The sequence below is a fragment of the Haemophilus parainfluenzae ATCC 33392 genome (genome assembly GCF_031191205.1).
GTDB lineage: Bacteria > Pseudomonadota > Gammaproteobacteria > Enterobacterales > Pasteurellaceae > Haemophilus_D > Haemophilus_D parainfluenzae.
The window spans coordinates 1356947-1375963 of record NZ_CP133470.1 but is presented as its reverse complement, the minus strand read 5'-3'; the positions used below and the strand labels follow the sequence as shown (position 1 = coordinate 1375963).

The 19017-nt window shown below is 39.3% G+C and carries 15 protein-coding genes; 5 read left to right on the top strand and 10 right to left on the bottom strand.

Translation table 11 applies throughout. The features are described from left to right. Positions 1-9 precede the first annotated feature (9 nt). From RDV53_RS06775 to RDV53_RS06765, 3 genes are read right to left on the bottom strand one after another with little or no spacing between them, the layout of a single operon-like run. Entirely contained in the window at positions 10-876 is an 867-nt protein-coding gene (locus tag RDV53_RS06775; RefSeq protein WP_005695559.1) for a MurR/RpiR family transcriptional regulator, read from the bottom strand. Next, positions 869-1807 (bottom strand): N-acetylmannosamine kinase, encoded by a 939-nt coding sequence (locus RDV53_RS06770; RefSeq protein WP_005695558.1) that lies wholly within the window; start codon positions 1805-1807, stop codon positions 869-871. The genes RDV53_RS06775 and RDV53_RS06770 overlap by 8 nt, the downstream gene beginning before the upstream one ends. A gap of 11 nt (positions 1808-1818) precedes the next feature. Continuing rightward, positions 1819-2508 (bottom strand): N-acetylmannosamine-6-phosphate 2-epimerase, encoded by a 690-nt coding sequence (locus RDV53_RS06765; protein ID WP_005698367.1) that lies wholly within the window; start codon positions 2506-2508, stop codon positions 1819-1821. A gap of 217 nt (positions 2509-2725) precedes the next feature. Here RDV53_RS06765 and nagE point away from each other — a divergent pair, with 217 nt between their 5' ends. Further along, on the top strand, positions 2726-4192 hold the full coding sequence (gene nagE / locus RDV53_RS06760; RefSeq protein WP_005695556.1) for an N-acetylglucosamine-specific PTS transporter subunit IIBC: 1467 nt from the start codon (positions 2726-2728) through the stop codon (positions 4190-4192). Positions 4193-4699: 507 nt separating this feature from the next. Here the strand turns inward: nagE and crp are convergent. The 5 genes from crp to coaBC form a co-directional block, all read right to left on the bottom strand. Continuing rightward, positions 4700-5368, bottom strand: coding sequence for a cAMP-activated global transcriptional regulator CRP (crp, locus tag RDV53_RS06755; protein ID WP_005695555.1), 669 nt, complete (start codon positions 5366-5368; stop codon positions 4700-4702). 16 nt (positions 5369-5384) lie between these two features. After that, positions 5385-5603 carry a YheU family protein gene (locus tag RDV53_RS06750; protein WP_005695554.1) on the bottom strand — a complete coding sequence of 73 codons (219 nt, stop codon included), beginning with the start codon at positions 5601-5603 and terminating at the stop codon, positions 5385-5387. A gap of 21 nt (positions 5604-5624) precedes the next feature. Further along, on the bottom strand, positions 5625-6278 hold the full coding sequence (gene slmA / locus RDV53_RS06745; protein ID WP_005695553.1) for a nucleoid occlusion factor SlmA: 654 nt from the start codon (positions 6276-6278) through the stop codon (positions 5625-5627). A gap of 3 nt (positions 6279-6281) precedes the next feature. Then, positions 6282-6737: a dUTP diphosphatase gene (gene dut / locus RDV53_RS06740; protein ID WP_005695552.1), complete on the bottom strand. Its 456-nt coding sequence runs from the start codon at positions 6735-6737 to the stop codon at positions 6282-6284. A gap of 73 nt (positions 6738-6810) precedes the next feature. Beyond that, complete coding sequence (gene coaBC, locus RDV53_RS06735) at positions 6811-8013, bottom strand: bifunctional phosphopantothenoylcysteine decarboxylase/phosphopantothenate--cysteine ligase CoaBC (protein ID WP_005695551.1); 1203 nt, start codon at positions 8011-8013, stop codon at positions 6811-6813. Positions 8014-8214: 201 nt separating this feature from the next. On the opposite strand from coaBC, the gene radC reads away from it, so the two are divergent. The 4 genes from radC (at position 8215) to mutM (ending at position 10405) form a co-directional block, all read left to right on the top strand. Next, on the top strand, positions 8215-8880 hold the full coding sequence (gene radC, locus RDV53_RS06730; protein ID WP_005695550.1) for a RadC family protein: 666 nt from the start codon (positions 8215-8217) through the stop codon (positions 8878-8880). Between the two features lie 218 nt (positions 8881-9098). Further along, positions 9099-9335 carry a 50S ribosomal protein L28 gene (gene rpmB / locus RDV53_RS06725; RefSeq protein ID WP_005599762.1) on the top strand — a complete coding sequence of 79 codons (237 nt, stop codon included), beginning with the start codon at positions 9099-9101 and terminating at the stop codon, positions 9333-9335. Between the two features lie 11 nt (positions 9336-9346). Beyond that, positions 9347-9517, top strand: a complete 171-nt coding sequence (rpmG, locus tag RDV53_RS06720) for a 50S ribosomal protein L33 (RefSeq protein WP_005613503.1) — start codon at positions 9347-9349, stop codon at positions 9515-9517. Positions 9518-9589: 72 nt separating this feature from the next. Then, a complete protein-coding gene (mutM, locus tag RDV53_RS06715; protein WP_005695549.1) occupies positions 9590-10405 on the top strand; it encodes a DNA-formamidopyrimidine glycosylase in 816 nt (271 codons plus the stop codon). A 23-nt stretch (positions 10406-10428) separates the two neighbouring features. Here mutM and RDV53_RS06710 read toward each other — a convergent pair whose 3' ends face one another. After that, positions 10429-11148: a DUF554 domain-containing protein gene (locus RDV53_RS06710; RefSeq protein ID WP_005695547.1), complete on the bottom strand. Its 720-nt coding sequence runs from the start codon at positions 11146-11148 to the stop codon at positions 10429-10431. A gap of 114 nt (positions 11149-11262) precedes the next feature. After that, positions 11263-18765 (bottom strand): YadA-like family protein, encoded by a 7503-nt coding sequence (locus tag RDV53_RS06705; RefSeq protein WP_115353565.1) that lies wholly within the window; start codon positions 18763-18765, stop codon positions 11263-11265. Between the last annotated feature and the right edge of the window lie 252 nt (positions 18766-19017).

Genomic DNA, 19017 nt, shown 5'->3' with positions numbered 1-19017 from the left:
TTTTCTCTCCTATTTGATACGTTGTTCTAAAATGACATTTAATGTTTTTTGCTTTATTTTGACCGCACTTTCCTGTGATGCCTGTACCAATAAAGCGTAAATCAAATCTAATACGAATAATTGGGCAATCTTCGTGCCAATAGAGTCGCCTTGTAGCTTGCCTTGTTTATTCCCATTCACTAAAACAAGATCGGCATATTCTGTAATGGGTGAACGCAAACTGTGTGTAATTGCAATAGTTTTGGCGCCATTTTCTTTGGCGATTTTCATGGTATGAGTGGTTTCTTGAGAATAACCAGAATGACTCAAACCAATTGCCACATCTTTTTTCGTCAATAAAGATGCCTGCATATACATAAAATGGTTGTTACCTGTCGCATCCACTTGCACACCGATACGCATGAGTTTATTTTTTGCATCTTCCGCAGTAATACCGGATGTACCCACACCAAATAAAAAGACACGATTTGCTTGCTGAATAGCTTTTACAGTCTCTTCCAACTGCTTAAAATCTAATAAATTAATGGTTTCATCCATCACGTTATTGATGGCAGATTTCAACTTATGCGCAATATTCAATGAGTTGTCAGAATCGGTAATATCTGAATCTAATACGGTGTTATCTTTGCCATCTTTAGTCGCAAGCTCGATGGATAATTCCAATTTAAAATCACTAAATCCTTTAAAGCCGAGAGTGCGGCAAAAACGCACAAAGGTCGCTTCCCCGACTTCTAAATGAGCCGCAATTTCAGCTAGAGGACATTGCACCGCAAGATCAGGATTCAATAAAATCGCATCCGCAATTTTCTTTTCAGTTTTCGTTAAACTGCGATATAACGAGCTGATGGTATTTAAAATATTGCCATTTTTAGCCATAAACCACTCCCGTATTTTTTGCTTGTAATAAGCAATCTTTTACCCAGTATGCAGCACCAATCAAGCCTGCATCTTGCCCGAATTTAGCACTTTCTAATTCACAATGATAAACAGCAGGAAGCTCACTTAATAAGGATTGAACCAACGGTAAATACCCTTCTGCCAACCCTACGCTACCGCCAACTACGACTTTCTGCATATCTAATCCAATCTTCAAATCTGCAATTAAGTTCGCAATGGCTTGTGCTGAACGAGTCACAAGTGCGGTCGCTTTTTCATCATTTTGACGGAAACGCACAAAGACTTCTTTTGGATCACAAGGATCATCCCATTGAGAAGAGGCAGCTTCAATGGCGCGACCTGATGCAATGGCTTCAACACAGCCGCGGCGACCACAGCCACAAACAGGGCCATTAGGATCAGCCAAAGTATGACCAATATGCCCTGCAATACCGTTTGGCTCAGTAAGTAAACGATGATTTAGAATTAAACCGCCCCCTACGCCTGTTGAAACTGTAATAAAGGTAAAGTTTTGAACATCATTAGGGTTTTGTAATTGATACTCAGCATAGGCTGCAGCTTGCACGTCATTAAGTAAACCAATCGGTTTATCGGTATGCTGTGCAATACTGTCTTTTAATGGGAATTGAGCTAATCCACCCAAATTTTTAGGGTTAAGTGCAGTCAGAATGCCTTGGTTAATAATGCCTGTTGAAGCAACGGCGACATAATCAAACTGTCCTTCATATTCTTTTAACAACTGAGCAAGGGTTTGATGCATCACTTGTGCGGCATCATCTTGTGGCGTGGAAATCTGTTTTCGCTGTTGAATCTCACCATTTTTTACTATAGCAGAAGCGATTTTTGTGCCACCAATATCTAATGCCAAACAACGCTGTAATGTCTGACCACTATCCACTGTTAATGACATGTCTTCTTCCTTTATTTTTTTGCTGAATGAATGGCTTTAGCAAACCAGCTTACAATATGCTCTAAACGCGTTAATGCAGAACCAACCGTCACGCAATAAGCACCAATTTCAATGGCAGTTTTCGCCAACTCAGGGGTGTTATAACGTCCTTCCGCCATGACACGACAACCTGCTGCTTTCAAATCTTTAACTAATTGATAATCAGGCTCCTCCGGCACAGTGCCACCGGTGTAGCCAGACATAGTACTGCCCACAATATCAAAACCCAGTTTTTGACAGTACAAGCCTTCTTCTAAATTCGAACAATCCGCCATGGCTAAACAACCTAATTCGTGGATTTTTTTGACCGCACTTTCAATATCTACCGGTCTAGGACGATTTGTCCCATCCACGGCAATAATATCTGCACCGGCTTTCGCTAAATCTTCAATATCATGCAAAAATGGGGTAATTCGCACTGGGCTGTCAGGTAAATCTCGTTTCACAATACCAATAATCGGTACATTCACGGTAGGGCGTGTTGCTTTGAGATTTTCTACGCCCTCAATGCGCAATCCCGCTGCGCCACCAATAACAGAAGCCTGTGCCATCGCCGCCACAATTTCTGGTTTATCCATCGGGCCGTCATCAACAGGCTGACAAGAAGCAATCAGACCAAATTTGATTTTATCTAAGACTTCATTATGTGATAATTTCGACATATAAACTCCTATATTAGACAGTAACACTTGGTGTCCTTTTGGCTCTTTCGTCATTATAGTAAAACACACGCCATAAAAAAATATTTTTTGAAGTTTAATTTCAAAATTTGTGATCGGCTTCTCAAATTTAAGATAAAGTGACAACATCTATACAAAATATTTTTTTTTACTTTAAAATATGAAGTAATACTTCATTACTTATAAATAGGAGAAAAAAATGAATGTACTAGGTTATGCGCAAAAAATTGGGCAGGCCTTGATGGTACCTGTCGCTGTCTTACCAGCAGCTGCTGTACTGATGGGTATCGGTTACTGGCTTGACCCTGATGGCTGGGGGGAGAATAGTCAACTTGCTGCATTTTTAATTAAATCAGGCGGTGCTATCATCGATAACATGGGCCTACTTTTTGCCGTTGGCGTTGCTTTCGGTTTATCTAAGGACAAACATGGTTCCGCTGCACTTTCAGGTTTAGTGGGTTACTATGTGGTAACCACTCTACTTTCACCAGGCAGTGTTGCTCAGCTACAACATATCGATGTAAGTGAAGTGCCAGCGGCCTTCGGAAAAATCAATAACCAATTTATTGGGATTTTGATCGGGGTGATTTCGGCTGAACTTTATAATCGCTTCTATCAAGTGGAATTGCCAAAAGCACTCTCCTTCTTTAGCGGAAAACGCCTTGTGCCAATCGTCGTTTCTTTTGTCATGATGTTCATCAGCTTCGTATTGCTTTACATCTGGCCATATATTTTCGGCGGTTTAGTATCATTCGGTGAAAGCATTAAAGACTTAGGCGCTGTTGGTGCTGGTCTTTACGGTTTCTTCAACCGTTTACTCATTCCTGTTGGCTTACACCATGCATTGAACTCAGTATTCTGGTTTGACGTAGCAGGCATCAATGATATTCCAAACTTCTTAGGTGGTGCAAAATCACTTGCTGAAGGCACTGCAACGGTTGGTGTAACCGGTATGTATCAAGCAGGTTTCTTCCCTGTCATGATGTTCGGTTTACCAGGTGCAGCACTAGCAATTTATCTCAGTGCGAAACCTAGCCAAAAAACAAAAGTTGCATCAATTATGCTTGCTGGCGCATTTGCCTCATTCTTTACGGGTATCACTGAACCATTAGAATTCTCTTTCATGTTTGTTGCACCAGTGCTTTACTTCATCCACGCGGTATTAACCGGTATTTCTGTCTTTATCGCGGCAACAATGCATTGGATCGCCGGCTTCGGTTTCAGTGCGGGTCTCGTGGATATGGTACTTTCATCACGCAACCCATTAGCCATTGAATGGTATATGCTCATCGTACAAGGCTTAGTATTCTTCGTGATTTACTATGCAGTATTCCGTTTCGCAATTAAAGCGTTCAACTTAAAAACATTAGGTCGCACTGAAGAAACGGAAGAAACCACTGCAGCACAACCAGCTGCGAGCCAATCTCGCGAAGAAAGAGCGGTCAAATTTATTGATGCTTTAGGTGGTGTTGATAACTTCAAAAATATTGATGCTTGTATCACTCGCTTACGTTTAAGCTTAGTCGATCAACACAAAATTAATGAAGAACAGCTTAAGTCTCTTGGTGCAAAAGGTATCGTGAAAATCGGTAACGATGGCTTACAAGTGGTTCTCGGCCCTGAAGCTGAACTTGTGGCAGAAGCCATGAAACAAAAAGTGAAATAACACACCAAATGAAATACCGACTCCGAAATGGGTCGGTATTTTTTTGCCAAAAAAAAAGCAAAAAGTGGCCGCACTTTAGCTGAGAATTTTTCGTTCGAAGTGAGTTAAATGAAAGTTTGAAAATTGAAGATTGTTTTGAAGGGTGGTGGAACTAAGCAGAATTGGTCTTAACAGCAAGTGGCTTACTGCATCGCATCCCTGCGGGATTTCTACCTAGCCCACCATAGATTTAAAGCATCTCTGGGGTTCCAGTCTGCGATATAAAATTAAAAGATTAAGAATCTTTTAAAAGCCACTTATATATTCAGGAGACCAATCCTGACTTCCAAACAAACCACGTTGAAAGGCAGTATTATGATAGAAGTCTTCCGCAATTTTGTCAATTAAGATATTGCACTAAAAGAAGTATTTTTTCGCTTTTCGTATAAAAATTAACAAAGACATTTCAACTATCACATCAATGTAACAAAAACAAAATAACCGTCTGATTAGAGACGGTTATTTTTGCTATCGAGTGCCGTAAACCACAATGGTTTTGCCGTGCGCATGGATTAAATTTTGATCTTCCAGCATCTTAATGATTCGCCCTACGGTTTCACGCGAGCACCCTACCATTTGACCGATTTCCTGACGTGTAATTTTAATCTGCATACCATCAGGATGCGTCATCGCTTCAGGTTGTTTTGCTAAATGCATAAGCGCCTGAGCAATACGTCCTGCCACATCTAAAAAGGCCAAGTTAGTCACTTGTCGCGATGTATTTTGCAAGCGTTTTGATAACTGAGCAGTAAGGAACATTAAAATTTCAGGATTAATTTGAATCAGCTGACGATATTTTTTATAGGAAATTTCCGCAATTTCACAAGGCGTTTTCGTTTTCACCCAAGCAGAACGTTTCGAGCCTTCATCAAATAAACCCGCTTCACCAAAAAATTGTCCGGCACCTAAATAAGATAAAATCATCTCTTTGCCTTCATCATCTTTCGATGAAACCATCACGGTTCCTTTAATTAAGAAATATAAAATATTGGCATCTTCACCCGCATGAATTAAGGTCGATTTTGCTGGATATTTATGTAAATGACAGTGAGTAAGGAACCAATCCAGAGCAGGATCGCGCTGCTGATCATCGTCCTGCGGCTTTTGTTCTTCTAGTAATTCTACATCTTCTGACATATAAGCTCCTATTGATTCATTTTAGAAATTCCATTTTATCTTTTATATCAATGGATTCATGTAATTCTGACCAAACAATCACTGCACTTCCATTGTGAATCTTGTTTAGTAGGTGTTGTTTTTTTTGTTCTAAGGAAAATTCGTGCGAACCATAATCGGTGCCTTCCCTAAGTACCACACTTTCCACAATATTTTCTAAAGTTTCTGTTGGAAGTTCCTGCCACGGAATAATCATATATTTATCAACTAAAGTCAATTAAGCAAAAAGCGGTTCAAGAAAACGCCATTGCTGTTCAAAACTTTGATTTGCACCTAAACGGAAGTTTGTGCGGACATAACGCATAAACTGCCCTTCACAAAGGGTTACCAAGTGCCCCGCAATGATACGTTCATCCACGTTAAAACCACGTCCTTCACGTAATTTTCGCATTTGTAAAATATTCACAAATTGCATTTCAAGACGATCGAAGAATTGGGCAACACGAGCCTGTAAAAGCGGCTCTTCAAACATCAATGCATGTCCGGTCAAAATACGCGTCAAACCAGGGTTTTTACGCGCAAAGTCGAGGATCATCTGCATAATGTCACGTACACGATTCATCGTATTGGTTTCATTGCGAATCGATGTGGTAATACGACTAAATAAATTCGTTTCGATATTATCGATCAACGCTTCAAACATTTTGGTTTTACTTGGGAAGTAACGATAAAGTGCAGCTTCTGACACACCCACTTCTTCTGCTAAACGCGCCGTTGTCATACGCTCCATTCCGCGTTCAGAATGCAGCATATGGGTAAGCACCGTCAACACTTGTTGGCGGCGTTCTTTTACCGTACGTTTTTCGATTTTTGGCGGTTTGATTTCCGCCGCAATCTCATCAACTTCTACAAGAGATAATTGTTCTACCATAGTCTATTTTTTACCTGAATGACCAAAACCGCCTTCACCACGCTCAGTTTCAGTAAATTCGCTGACAATATTGAATTCAGCTTGTACTACTGGCACAAAGACTAATTGTGCAATACGATCACCAACTTCGATTTTGAATGGTTCATGACCACGATTCCATACCGATACCATTAATGGACCTTGGTAATCTGAATCAATTAAGCCCACTAAGTTACCTAATACGATACCGTGTTTATGACCTAAACCAGAGCGAGGCAGAATCACCGCTGCAAGATTTGGATCGGCAATATAAATTGAAAGGCCTGTTGGGATAAGTTTAGTTTCGCCTGGTTGAATTTCAATGCCCTCTTCAAGCAATGCACGTAAATCCAAACCTGCTGAACCTTCAGTTGCATAGGTTGGTAAAGGAAATTCGTTGCCAATACGGCTATCTAAAACTTTGACATCAATTTTTTTCATGCTTATTTATCCTTTAAAAGAAATCTGTCATACAAAAGTGCGGTCATAAAATCCAACGAATGTTGAACGTATTTTATTTGTGATAATGCTCAACAATTTCAGTGACTAACACTTCTGCCAATTTATTTTTATCGGCTAATGGCAAGGCTTTTTCTCCCGTTCTCCAAAAGATCTGCAAGGCATTTTGATCTTGTCCGAATACTTGCCCACCTGATACATCATTAGCACAAATCATATCTAAATTTTTGCGTTGAAGTTTGCTCTTCGCATATTTAGCGACATTTTGCGTTTCAGCCGCAAAGCCCACCACAAATGGACGATCTTTTTCTAAATTTGCCACGCTTGCGATAATGTCTGGATTTTTCACCAATTTAAGAGAAAGCTCATCGTTATCATTGGTTTTCTTAATTTTTTGATCAGCAACTTCCGCAACCCGATAATCTGCCACCGCGGCACAGCCAATAAAGATACGATTTTTGACCGCACTTTCGAGAGAGGCTTGCCACATTTCATCGGCAGTTGTCACATCAATACGATGAACATTTTTCGGTGTAGCAAGATTAACTGGACCAGCAATTAAAGTAACATTAGCCCCACGTTTGGCAAAGGCCTCAGCAATTGCAAAACCCATTTTGCCTGAGCTGTGGTTAGAAATATAACGAACAGGATCGATAGCTTCACGCGTTGGACCTGCAGTAATAGTGACACTTAAATCAGCTAAATCCTGCTGAACAGCAAAAAGTGATTGAAGCGATTCAAAAATTTCAGCGGGTTCAGACATTCTCCCTGCACCCACATCACCGCAAGCCTGAAAGCCACTATTTGGCCCAACAAAATGAATGCCTCGCGCAGAAAGAGCGGTCAAATTTTGTTGTGTAATTGCCTGGCGGTACATCTGTTGATTCATTGCTGGTGCGAGCAAAATAGGCGCACTTGTCGCAAGACAAATCGTGCTAAGTAAATCATTTGCCATTCCAACGGTTAAACGCGCAATAAAATCGGCACTGGCTGGTGCAATCACTATCGCATCGGCCCATTTTGCGAGCTCAATATGCCCCATAGCTAATTCCGCTTGAGGATCAAGTAAAGATTGAGAAACCGCATTGCCAGAAATGGCTTGCAGCGTTAAAGGCGTGACAAATTCAACGGCGGAAGGCGTTAAAGCCACTCGAACTTCTGCGTTAGATTTGCGTAACAAACGAATAAACTCAATGGTTTTATAGGCGGCAATGCCCCCTGTAATCCCGACAACAATACGCTTTCCGCTCAAGCTCATTTGCTACTCCGCTACGACTTAATAGAATGGATATGTTTTTGTGTGTTAGTACTTAACAACTTAAGGTTACCTATTTTACTTCAAATTTCACCAATAAAAAATTTTATTTTTGTGATCGCCGTTCCAAAAATAAAACAGACAATTCGCAATGCTTAAAAACATCATGAAAATTGACCGCACTTTTTCTTTTCATTAATTAATATGCAAACAAACACTCCTTTAATGCCTCGTGAAAAACTGTTGAAATATGGCGTTGAAGCCCTAGAAGATCACGAATTACTCGCTATTTTCTTACGTACAGGGATTAAAGGCTGCCCTGTCATGGAATTATCACATAGCGTGCTGCAACATTTTGGCTCCCTTCGAGCCTTATTAAGTGCAGATAAAGAAGCCTTTTGTAAAGTAAAAGGATTAGGCATTACGCAGTTTATTCAACTGCAAGCCACCACAGAAATGACAAAGCGTTATCTGAAACAAGAATTGCTGATAGAGCACGTATTTAGCGACACATCCACGGTAAAACTTTATCTTCAAGCAGAACTTCACCACGAAGAACGTGAAATTTTTATGGTGTTATTTTTAGATAATCAACATCGTTTGATAAAAAAAGAGCGGTTATTTTTAGGCACAATTAATGTGACGAATGTTTATCCACGAGAAATTATTAAAGAAAGCCTTTCCTGTAATGCGGCCGCTTTAATTTTGGCTCACAACCACCCTTCTGGTCTGGCTGAACCGAGCTATTCCGACAAAATGATCACACAAAAAATTATTGAAGCTGCTGAGTTAATGGATATCCGCATTTTGGACCATTTTATTGTCGGCAAAGGCACTTGTTATTCTTTTGCAGAACATAATTTGCTATAGTGTTAGGGAATTTGATGATTTTTTTATCGTTCATTTCCATTTAAAGACGGAAAAATCGCTTTTGGACTTGAGAAATTAAAATAAAGTCAGTATAATTTGCGACCTTTAATATAGTAAGTGGGTCGGATACTGCGACCTGACGAGGAAGCAAGCTTAGTTTTAAGCTTCATTATCCGAACCATAAGCTCGAGCTTATATTTAAATTATTGGAGATTATTATGTCTAGAGTTTGTCAAGTAACAGGCAAGCGTCCAGCTGTGGGTAACAACCGCTCACACGCGTTGAATGCGACACGTCGTCGTTTTCTTCCAAACCTTCACACTCACCGTTTCTGGGTTGAAAGTGAAAACCGTTTCGTGACCTTACGTTTAACTGCGAAAGGTATGCGTATTATTGATAAAAAAGGCATTGATGCAGTGTTAGCTGAAATCCGTGCTCGTGGCGAAAAAATCTAAGGAGCTAAAACATGGCAGCTAAAGGCGCTCGTGAGAAAATCCGTTTAGTTTCTACAGCAGAGACTGGTCACTTCTACACAACTGATAAAAACAAACGTAATATGCCTGAAAAAATGGAAATCAAAAAATTTGATCCAGTAGTGCGTAAACACGTTATCTATAAAGAAGCAAAAATCAAATAATTTTGCTGATTTGACAAAAGCCCGACATTGTTCGGGTTTTTTTATACCACAAATTCATTACCGAGATTATCTATGCCTGAACTTCCTGAAGTCGAAACAGCCCTACGTGGTGTAAGCCCCTATTTAAAAGGTTTTACCATTGAAAAAATTGTAGTTCGCCAACCACAATTACGTTGGGTTGTCTCTCCTGAATTAACCACGCTCAAAAACGTCAAAATTTTGGATACCTCTCGTCGTGCAAAATATTTAATTATTCACACAGAAAAAGGTTACATCATTGGTCATTTAGGGATGTCCGGCTCTGTTCGAATTGTGCCACACGATAGTCCTATTGATAAACACGATCACCTTGATATTGTGATGAATAATGGCAAATTACTGCGTTATAACGACCCTAGACGCTTCGGTGCGTGGTTATGGACTGAAAGCTTAGATGACTTTCATCTTTTCCTAAAACTTGGTCCTGAACCGCTTTCGGATGAATTTAATGCCGAATACCTTTTTAAAAAATCACGCAAAAAATCGACCGCACTTAAAACCTTTTTAATGGATAATGCTGTCGTTGTGGGCGTAGGAAATATTTATGCCAATGAAACGCTTTTTTTATGTGGTTTACACCCCATGAAATTAGCCGAAAACCTCACACGAAAACAATGTGCATTGCTCGTTAAAACAATTAAAGACGTCTTAGCAAAAGCCATTACGCAAGGTGGGACAACATTAAAAGATTTCTTACAACCTGATGGTCGCCCTGGTTATTTTGCACAAGAATTATTAGTTTACGGAAACAAAGATAAACCTTGTCCCAAATGTGGCACTAAAATTGAAAGCATGATTATTGGGCAACGCAATAGCTTTTATTGCCCTCATTGTCAGAAAAAGAAATAGGCGTGATACACACCTAGTTTTTTTTAGAAAAAGGTACTCCAGAAATGAGAAATCGGCATGGCGAGAAAAAGAGCCGGTAGCATATTCGCCACATGGAACATTTGGATATTACAAATGCGAAAACCTGCCGCTATCATTAGCATACCGCCTACTGCCGCAAAATCAGCCCGCATTTCAGGTGTCACGAAAGGAATAATAAACACCGCAGAATAAGCTAAAATCACTTGAACCAATGTTTGTGGCACAAAAATACTCGCTACAGAAATACCGAGTGATGTAGCAAAGATCATCGCGGTGAAGAAATCGAGAAAGGATTTTACAATAAGGATATCAAAATCACCTGTCATCCCTTCATTCATCGCCCCAAAAATACCTGTTCCACTAAATGAAAACAAAATCACAATCGCAACAAATTTAGATAAGAACTCTTCTTGGCTATGCATGCTACTTGGTGTATCAGGGAACATCTTTTCCAGAAGACCTTTAGCTGATGAGGCGAGCTTATTGATCCCATGCTCTAATAAAAGTAATTCTCCAATTATCGTCCCTAATAACACCGATAAAATCATTACTGGCATATTAGTGGTTTTCGCTACCATCACAATGCCCATCCCCATAGAACACAAGCCAAAGATTAAAGTGAGATTAGTGCGCAAACGTTCTGGAATGCGTCCACCGAGCATCGAGCCAATGACTGCCCCACTAATAATTGCTAATGCATTGATATAAGGTCCGATAATCATATTCTTCTCCGAATTAAGTTCTTTCTATTATACGAAAAATAGATCGAAAATCGACCGCACTTTTGGCAATAAAAAAGGCATAGTTTCCCATGCCTTTTGTTTATTTACGATGAATTACCAGTGGTAACCTGCACCAACTGCTACACCCACTTTACCTTGAGTATCGCTCGTACCTGCTAAACGAATAATGATCTTACCATTATCTGAAATACGTGACATACCTAATGCCACAGCATTTTGACCTTGGTAATTACCCGCTGCCACAGAAACCATGCTCTTACCAGGAATGTACGCTTGTGGTAATTGAGACGCCGCTAACGCGCTTGCTGTACCTGCATTTACACGTTTACCTAACTTGTTCACTTGACCATTTAAGTGATTGATCTTGTTATTCACGTCAGCTTTTACTTCGTGTAATTGGCTACCGTTTACCGCATCAGTACTGTCTGCCGCAATACGTCCTGGTGCAACATTGGTAATTTGTTTATTACCTGCATCAATACCATTTTTAGTCATGCTTGGACCGTTTTTAATGGTTACACCATTGCTATCAATCACAGTATCACCCGCGGTGAATTTATTCGCTGTTACGCTTTCCACTTTAAGGTTTTTCTTAATAGCTACACGAACATTACCACTCTTATCAATGTTTGTCATCACATTATCGCCACCATCAAACTCACTCCAGTTTGTATTGCTATCTGCGCCTTTCACATTGATTTGGCTATTTAATTTCGCACCGTAAACATCGCCTACGTTTGCGCCAAATTTTAAGCCATCGCTTAATGTTGCGATAGTTTCACCACCAAAGTTCATACGATTTGGTGTTTTACCCTCAAGATTTGGTGCTGCATCTTTACCACTTACTACTGTAATTGGCGTTGAGTTATCACCTTCGCCAAGGTTGATAGTGGTGGTATTAACTGTTTTCGCGGTGACATTTTCAGCTTTCAAATCTTTTGTGGTTGAAATGGTAAAATTCATACCAGCTTGCTTAATTTTGATATTTTGTCCTGCGATATAAGTCACAGTATTACCTGGGCTTACTTTTTGAACTTGTTCACCCTCAGCTTCGCCGCCATCTTTATTCACAGTAACATTCCAACCAGAATTATTAATTGCATTCGCGACAGTTGTTGCATTCACTAATTTTGCTCCCTCTACTGGAACATCAATTTTTCCTGTAGCATTAGGCGTTAAATTAGTGGTCGCAACGGCATTATAAAGTTGACTACCATTTACTGCATCTTTGCTATTGGCATTAACTTCACCATCTGCGACATTAGTAACTTTGTTACTACCTGCATTCACACCAGTATTAGATATTGATACAGTTTTCTTTGGATCTTTAGCTGAACCATCCTGGTTCAAGTTATCCGCTTTATTAACTGTCACACCTGCCGGAGTGATTTTGGTTACATCACCTGTAGCATCTTTAAATTCAGCACTATTTAAACCCTTCAAGTCCTTCGCTAACTGAACTTCTAATGTACTTGCACCGTCTGCTTTAACATTGATATTACCTGTTGCAGATTTAAATGTGTTTGACTCAGCTTCACTTACACCTTCACCCTTGATTTTCACTAGAGTGTTTAGCTTATGTTTGTTTACTGTACTTTCATTATTTCCTGTAAACTTCAAGCCATCATTTAAAGTAGCAACACTTTCACCATTTACATCTAAACGCGGTTTCTTATCTGCATCCTCTCCATCAACACCTGCCGGACCCTCAACCGTCTTAAGAGTTAGTGCGTTTGCACCATCTTTACCCGATAAACCAATTGAACCATCCTTTCCGTTAATTGATACTGCAGAACCATCTTTACCTTTAACCGCTAATGAACCATCACTACCCGGTTGACCATTCTCAGCTTTTTCTCCTAGTGTCATGTTATCCGCTGTAGCAATTTCATAACCATTTGCTATTTGAGTTACCTTGATATTTTTACCTTGGTTTATTGCAAATGTTTCATTACTTACAATGCGTTTATCAGCATCAGATAGCGCCGGTGTTTCCGTACCATTAGTGGTTAAATTAAAGCCCATACCATCAATTTTCTTATTGATAGTATCGCCCAATGAGTATAGCTGACTACCGTTTACTGCATCTTTGCTATTGGCATTAACTTCACCATCTGCGACATTAGTAACTTTGTTACTACCTGCATTCACACCAGTATTAGATATTGATACAGTTTTCTTTGGATCTTTAGCTGAACCATCCTGGTTCAAGTTATCCGCTTTATTAACTGTCACACCTGCCGGAGTGATTTTGGTTACATCACCTGTAGCATCTTTAAATTCAGCACTATTTAAACCCTTCAAGTCCTTCGCTAACTGAACTTCTAATGTACTTGCACCGTCTGCTTTAACATTGATATTACCTGTTGCAGATTTAAATGTGTTTGACTCAGCTTCACTTACACCTTCACCCTTGATTTTCACTAGAGTGTTTAGCTTATGTTTGTTTACTGTACTTTCATTATTTCCTGTAAACTTCAAGCCATCATTTAAAGTAGCAACACTTTCACCATTTACATCTAAACGCGGTTTCTTATCTGCATCCTCTCCATCAACACCTGCCGGACCCTCAACCGTCTTAAGAGTTAGTGCGTTTGCACCATCTTTACCCGATAAACCAATTGAACCATCCTTTCCGTTAATTGATACTGCAGAACCATCTTTACCTTTAACCGCTAATGAACCATCACTACCCGGTTGACCATTCTCAGCTTTTTCTCCTAGTGTCATGTTATCCGCTGTAGCAATTTCATAACCATTTGCTATTTGAGTTACCTTGATATTTTTACCTTGGTTTATTGCAAATGTTTCATTACTTACAATGCGTTTATCAGCATCAGATAGCGCCGGTGTTTCCGTACCATTAGTGGTTAAATTAAAGCCCATACCATCAATTTTCTTATTGATAGTATCACCCAATGAGTATAGCTGACTACCGTTTACTGCATCTTTGCTATTGGCATTAACTTCACCATCTGCGACATTAGTAACTTTGTTACTACCTGCATTCACACCAGTATTAGATATTGATACAGTTTTCTTTGGATCTTTAGCTGAACCATCCTGGTTCAAGTTATCCGCTTTATTAACTGTCACACCTGCCGGAGTGATTTTGGTTACATCACCTGTAGCATCTTTAAATTCAGCACTATTTAAACCCTTCAAGTCCTTCGCTAACTGAACTTCTAATGTACTTGCACCGTCTGCTTTAACATTGATATTACCTGTTGCAGATTTAAATGTGTTTGACTCAGCTTCACTTACACCTTCACCCTTGATTTTCACTAGAGTGTTTAGCTTATGTTTGTTTACTGTACTTTCATTATTTCCTGTAAACTTCAAGCCATCATTTAAAGTAGCAACACTTTCACCATTTACATCTAAACGCGGTTTCTTATCTGCATCCTCTCCATCAACACCTGCCGGACCCTCAACCGTCTTAAGAGTTAGTGCGTTTGCACCATCTTTACCCGATAAACCAATTGAACCATCCTTTCCGTTAATTGATACTGCAGAACCATCTTTACCTTTAACCGCTAATGAACCATCACTACCCGGTTGACCATTCTCAGCTTTTTCTCCTAGTGTCATGTTATCCGCTGTAGCAATTTCATAACCATTTGCTATTTGAGTTACCTTGATATTTTTACCTTGGTTTATTGCAAATGTTTCATTACTTACAATGCGTTTATCAGCATCAGATAGCGCCGGTGTTTCCGTACCATTAGTGGTTAAATTAAAGCCCATACCATCAATTTTCTTATTGATAGTATCGCCCAATGAGTATAGCTGACTACCGTTTACTGCATCTTTGCTATTGGCATTAACTTCACCATCTGCGACATTGCTAATTTTCTTATTACCAGCATTAACACCTGATTTAGTTACACTTGGACCACCAGTAATAGTCAAACCATCTGTATTTAAAACAGTATCACCAGCTGTCACATTACCTGCAGCATTAACATTGGTCACATTAATTGTTTTATTTAAATTAAATGTTACATTATCGTCTGTTGCATTTTTGGTAATTTGAATATTGCCATCGGTGTTATTCAAATCAACTGTTTCACCTGGTGCAACATTACTACTATTGGAACCATTAGCAGTTAAATTCCAGCCTTTAGTAGCCACCTTTTTCACATCATTCAATTGCGAAACATTCACTGCATCTTTATCAGCGGTACCTGCTTCAACACCAGTGATTTTTTTGTTGCCTGCATTAATGCCTGATTTAGTTACACTTGGACCACCATTAACAGTTAAACCATCGTTATTGATAGTCGTATCGCCTGCTTTGACGCTAGTAACGTTAAGCACTTTGTTTAACTTAACTTGAACACCATTAGGTTTCGCTTCAGTCGTAATATTATCATCACCTGTAATTTCAACTTCATCGCCCAATTTTTTCACATTTGATTTGCTGCTATCACCAGTGAATGTTAAACCTTTTGTTGTAACCGTTGTATTTGCATCTACACCTTGTTTAATCTCATCTTTTGTTTTTTGAGATAAATCAAGATGATAGTTAGTTACAGAAGCATCCCCAACATTTTGGGCACCTTTATTTTCTACAGTTAACGCATCGGTTGTCGTTACATTTGCAGAGGTATCTACACTATCTACTTTATAAATAGTTTGCCCATTTGCACCTTTTTCTGGCGTAACACTTGTATTTTTACCCGCCTTAACTTCTGTTTTAGCTGCATTTAACTGAGAAACATTGACTGCATCACTTGGAGCTGTTCCATTTGCTACATTGGTGATTTTCTTATCACCTGCATTAACCCCTGCATCTTTATCGATTGAAATAGGACCAACACCAACATGGTCAAAACTTACATTATTACTGGTTGCAATAGTAAATTCCTTACCATTTTGAGAAATAGATATATTTTTACCATCAATAAATTTAACAGTATTGCCAGCCTTGACTGCTTCTTTAGTATTGTCATTTGCAACAACATTCCAATAAGTATTGTTGATTGCATCTGCAACAGAAGTTGCAGTCACTGGAGCATCCCCGTTAGCTGGTGTATTAACTTGTCCATCGTTACCAGCAGAAATCGTGGTTGTATTCACATCCACTTTGAAGGTTTTGACGCCATTCACATCTCGGCTACTTGCGGTCGTATTTTTGCCATTTTCAATATCAACTAAGCCTTTAATCACATTTTTGCCATCAGGGTTAATATTATCTAGGCTTTGATTTGCGGCATTATCAATTTTATTTTTCGTTGCAGTATCAATTTTTACTTCAATGCCATTTGCTTTAGCTTCTGTTTGCAAACCATTTGTACCAGTAATATTTAAACTTTGGGTAGCTAGATTCACTGAGCCAGTACCAGAATTGCCTGCAGTATTTAAGTTAATCGCATTAATTGCTGTATTTACTGCATCACCCGTAACAACTTTATTATCGCCAGCAGCCACACTATTAGATTTATTTAATCTAAATACAATATTATTTGTATCTGCAGCACTCGTGATATCTGCACCATCACCTTTGATAGCGAGTGAATCACCTAATTTTTTCGTAGTACTTCCAGTATTACCAGTAAATGTAATTGGTTTATTACGTACACTATTAATTGCATCTACAACATCACCAGCATTTGCAATCGCATTTCTATTTGGAGTAGACGCATTACTTTGTGCATCAGAAGAAATCGTCGTAGTATTTACATTAAACGTCACATCAGTTCCATTTGCTGTTTTCGTTACAACTGCGGTTGTTTGTGCGCCATTTTTAAAATTAACTACATTATTATTGTTAATTCTCGCTTTAGAAGCATTATTTTCTAATACATTAAAACCACTGTTGTTTAGTACCGTGTAAAGTTGAGAACCGTTTACAGCATCCGTTGACGTAGGTGAAAGACGCCCTGCTGCTACATTATGGATTTGGCGCTCTTCTCCAGTCTTACCAACAGAAAAAGCTCCCTTTAACGTAGATGAGTTTGCCGCAAATCTAATCGTTGTATCCGCACCGGCAGCATCTTTAAATGTCGCAGTTGAAGATGTTGCATCAAATGCATTTGCTCCTGCTTGAGAATGAGAACCTAAAGCAACAGAATGTTCTACAGCAGCATTAGACTGTTCCCCTATTGCAATAGAATGTCCGCCTGATGCATTTGAACTTAAACCAAATGCCATAGAGGAATCACCACTAGCACTACTTGCACCACCCATCGCAATAGTATTGTCTCTGCTACCAATCGCGTTAGTACCAAAAGCTAATGCGTTTATCCCCGAAGAATTAGCATTAGTACCTAAAGCTATTGAGTTTACTGCTGAGGTTTTAGCATTCCACCCTAATGAAATAGCATTAGGTTGGCTGGCTTGTGAATTTAAACCCACAGCAATGCCACGATCAGCTGTTGAACTTGCATTAGGTCCAATTGCAATCGCATCTGTTGCACTCGCCCCATCATTATTGCGGTTTTGTGCTACACTAGACTTCACAGAAAAATAACGAATTTTTTCTAATGAACTGAGAACTCCATACAATTGAGAACCATTAATTGCATCAGTAGAATTTGAAGATATGTCACCTGGCGCAACGTTAATTAACTGACGCTCATAGCCTTTTGCACCAAAAGAAACGACATCACCGGCATCAACGGTTGATCCACCAGCCCAGGTATAAGTTTCACCTAAAATAGTACGAGTCGCATAGGCTCTTCCTACTTCGTCAGTGACAGAGGCCGTACCGATAGCAACGGAATTGAGCTTATTCGCTTTAGCTCCTACGCCAAGCGCTACTGAACCAAATGCGCTAGCTTTTGATTTAGTTCCTAAAGCAGTAGATAAATCAGCATCAGCTACAGCTTGAGCACCAATTGCAACTGAGGCGTCTCCAGATACGGTGTTAGCATACACCGCATTTTTCATGGTATCACCCGTCATCTTATTATAAATATCACGGAGAGCCTTATTTGTTAAAGCATATTCACCAGTTTTATTTCCATTCTTATCATAATCAATAAATTTATCTGCTCCCGTATAATTTTTACTACCCGCACGATCAAGATCATCTCCACCAATTGCAATTGAAGAGTTACCATCTGAACGAGTATTTCCCCCTATTGCAATAGATTGGTCACCTTTTGCCCAAGCACCATTAATGAGATTTGCATTGTCCTCACCACCACCAGCACCAATTGCAATTGATTGATTCACGGCTTGAGCTTTAGTGCCAACCTGAGCATTTCCTCCAATAATCACATTATAACCACCGGAAGTAGAACCTTTTGCGCCAGCCCAGTTCCCAAGCACAATACCCGCTTGATAAGGGTTTTTAGCTGAATTGCCCATGGTAATTGAGTTAGCAGCAGTTGCTGTAGAATTAGCGTCAGCTATAGCAATAGAGGTAGCGCTAACATTTGAATCAGGAATGCCTCCCTGAGCAAATTTAGCTTGTACTTGGGAAGCGCCCCCCATCATACACATGGTAAAAATAGATAATTTAAAAAGGTTTACCACGTTTGACTTTTTCATTTCTGAGCTGAGCTTTCCTCTATTTCTTGCGAGTTCAGAAACTACTACAAAAGATTGAGTCACATTATTCCAAATAATTTTAAAAACTTTGTTCATAAAAAATCACCAATATAAAGTTAAAGAAGGAAATTGAATACATGTATAAATTTTCAACAAAAAATAAACGTTCGTATTATAAGGTAATTAAACTTAAGAGCAAGACATCGTTAGGTAATAATTAAACAAAAAATTCTCCCCACACCAAATAAAATACCCCTTTAGAGGTATTTTATTTGGAAATGTTGATCAACCTCAAATTTTTGAAAAAAAACCGTATAAAAACTACTACTTTTTGGTATCTTATGCTTG

Excerpts from the sequence above, each read along its gene's own strand:
- RDV53_RS06775 (WP_005695559.1), bottom strand. The coding sequence starts at position 876 with ATGGCTAAAAATGGCAATATTTTAAATACCATCAGCTCGTTATATCGC.
- RDV53_RS06770 (WP_005695558.1), bottom strand. The coding sequence starts at position 1,807 with ATGTCATTAACAGTGGATAGTGGTCAGACATTACAGCGTTGTTTGGCA.
- RDV53_RS06765 (WP_005698367.1), bottom strand. The coding sequence starts at position 2,508 with ATGTCGAAATTATCACATAATGAAGTCTTAGATAAAATCAAATTTGGT.
- nagE (WP_005695556.1), top strand. The coding sequence starts at position 2,726 with ATGAATGTACTAGGTTATGCGCAAAAAATTGGGCAGGCCTTGATGGTA.
- crp (WP_005695555.1), bottom strand. The coding sequence starts at position 5,368 with ATGTCAGAAGATGTAGAATTACTAGAAGAACAAAAGCCGCAGGACGAT.
- RDV53_RS06750 (WP_005695554.1), bottom strand. The coding sequence starts at position 5,603 with ATGATTATTCCGTGGCAGGAACTTCCAACAGAAACTTTAGAAAATATT.
- slmA (WP_005695553.1), bottom strand. The coding sequence starts at position 6,278 with ATGGTAGAACAATTATCTCTTGTAGAAGTTGATGAGATTGCGGCGGAA.
- dut (WP_005695552.1), bottom strand. The coding sequence starts at position 6,737 with ATGAAAAAAATTGATGTCAAAGTTTTAGATAGCCGTATTGGCAACGAA.
- coaBC (WP_005695551.1), bottom strand. The coding sequence starts at position 8,013 with ATGAGCTTGAGCGGAAAGCGTATTGTTGTCGGGATTACAGGGGGCATT.
- radC (WP_005695550.1), top strand. The coding sequence starts at position 8,215 with ATGCAAACAAACACTCCTTTAATGCCTCGTGAAAAACTGTTGAAATAT.
- rpmB (WP_005599762.1), top strand. The coding sequence starts at position 9,099 with ATGTCTAGAGTTTGTCAAGTAACAGGCAAGCGTCCAGCTGTGGGTAAC.
- rpmG (WP_005613503.1), top strand. The coding sequence starts at position 9,347 with ATGGCAGCTAAAGGCGCTCGTGAGAAAATCCGTTTAGTTTCTACAGCA.
- mutM (WP_005695549.1), top strand. The coding sequence starts at position 9,590 with ATGCCTGAACTTCCTGAAGTCGAAACAGCCCTACGTGGTGTAAGCCCC.
- RDV53_RS06710 (WP_005695547.1), bottom strand. The coding sequence starts at position 11,148 with ATGATTATCGGACCTTATATCAATGCATTAGCAATTATTAGTGGGGCA.
- RDV53_RS06705 (WP_115353565.1), bottom strand. The coding sequence starts at position 18,765 with ATGAACAAAGTTTTTAAAATTATTTGGAATAATGTGACTCAATCTTTT.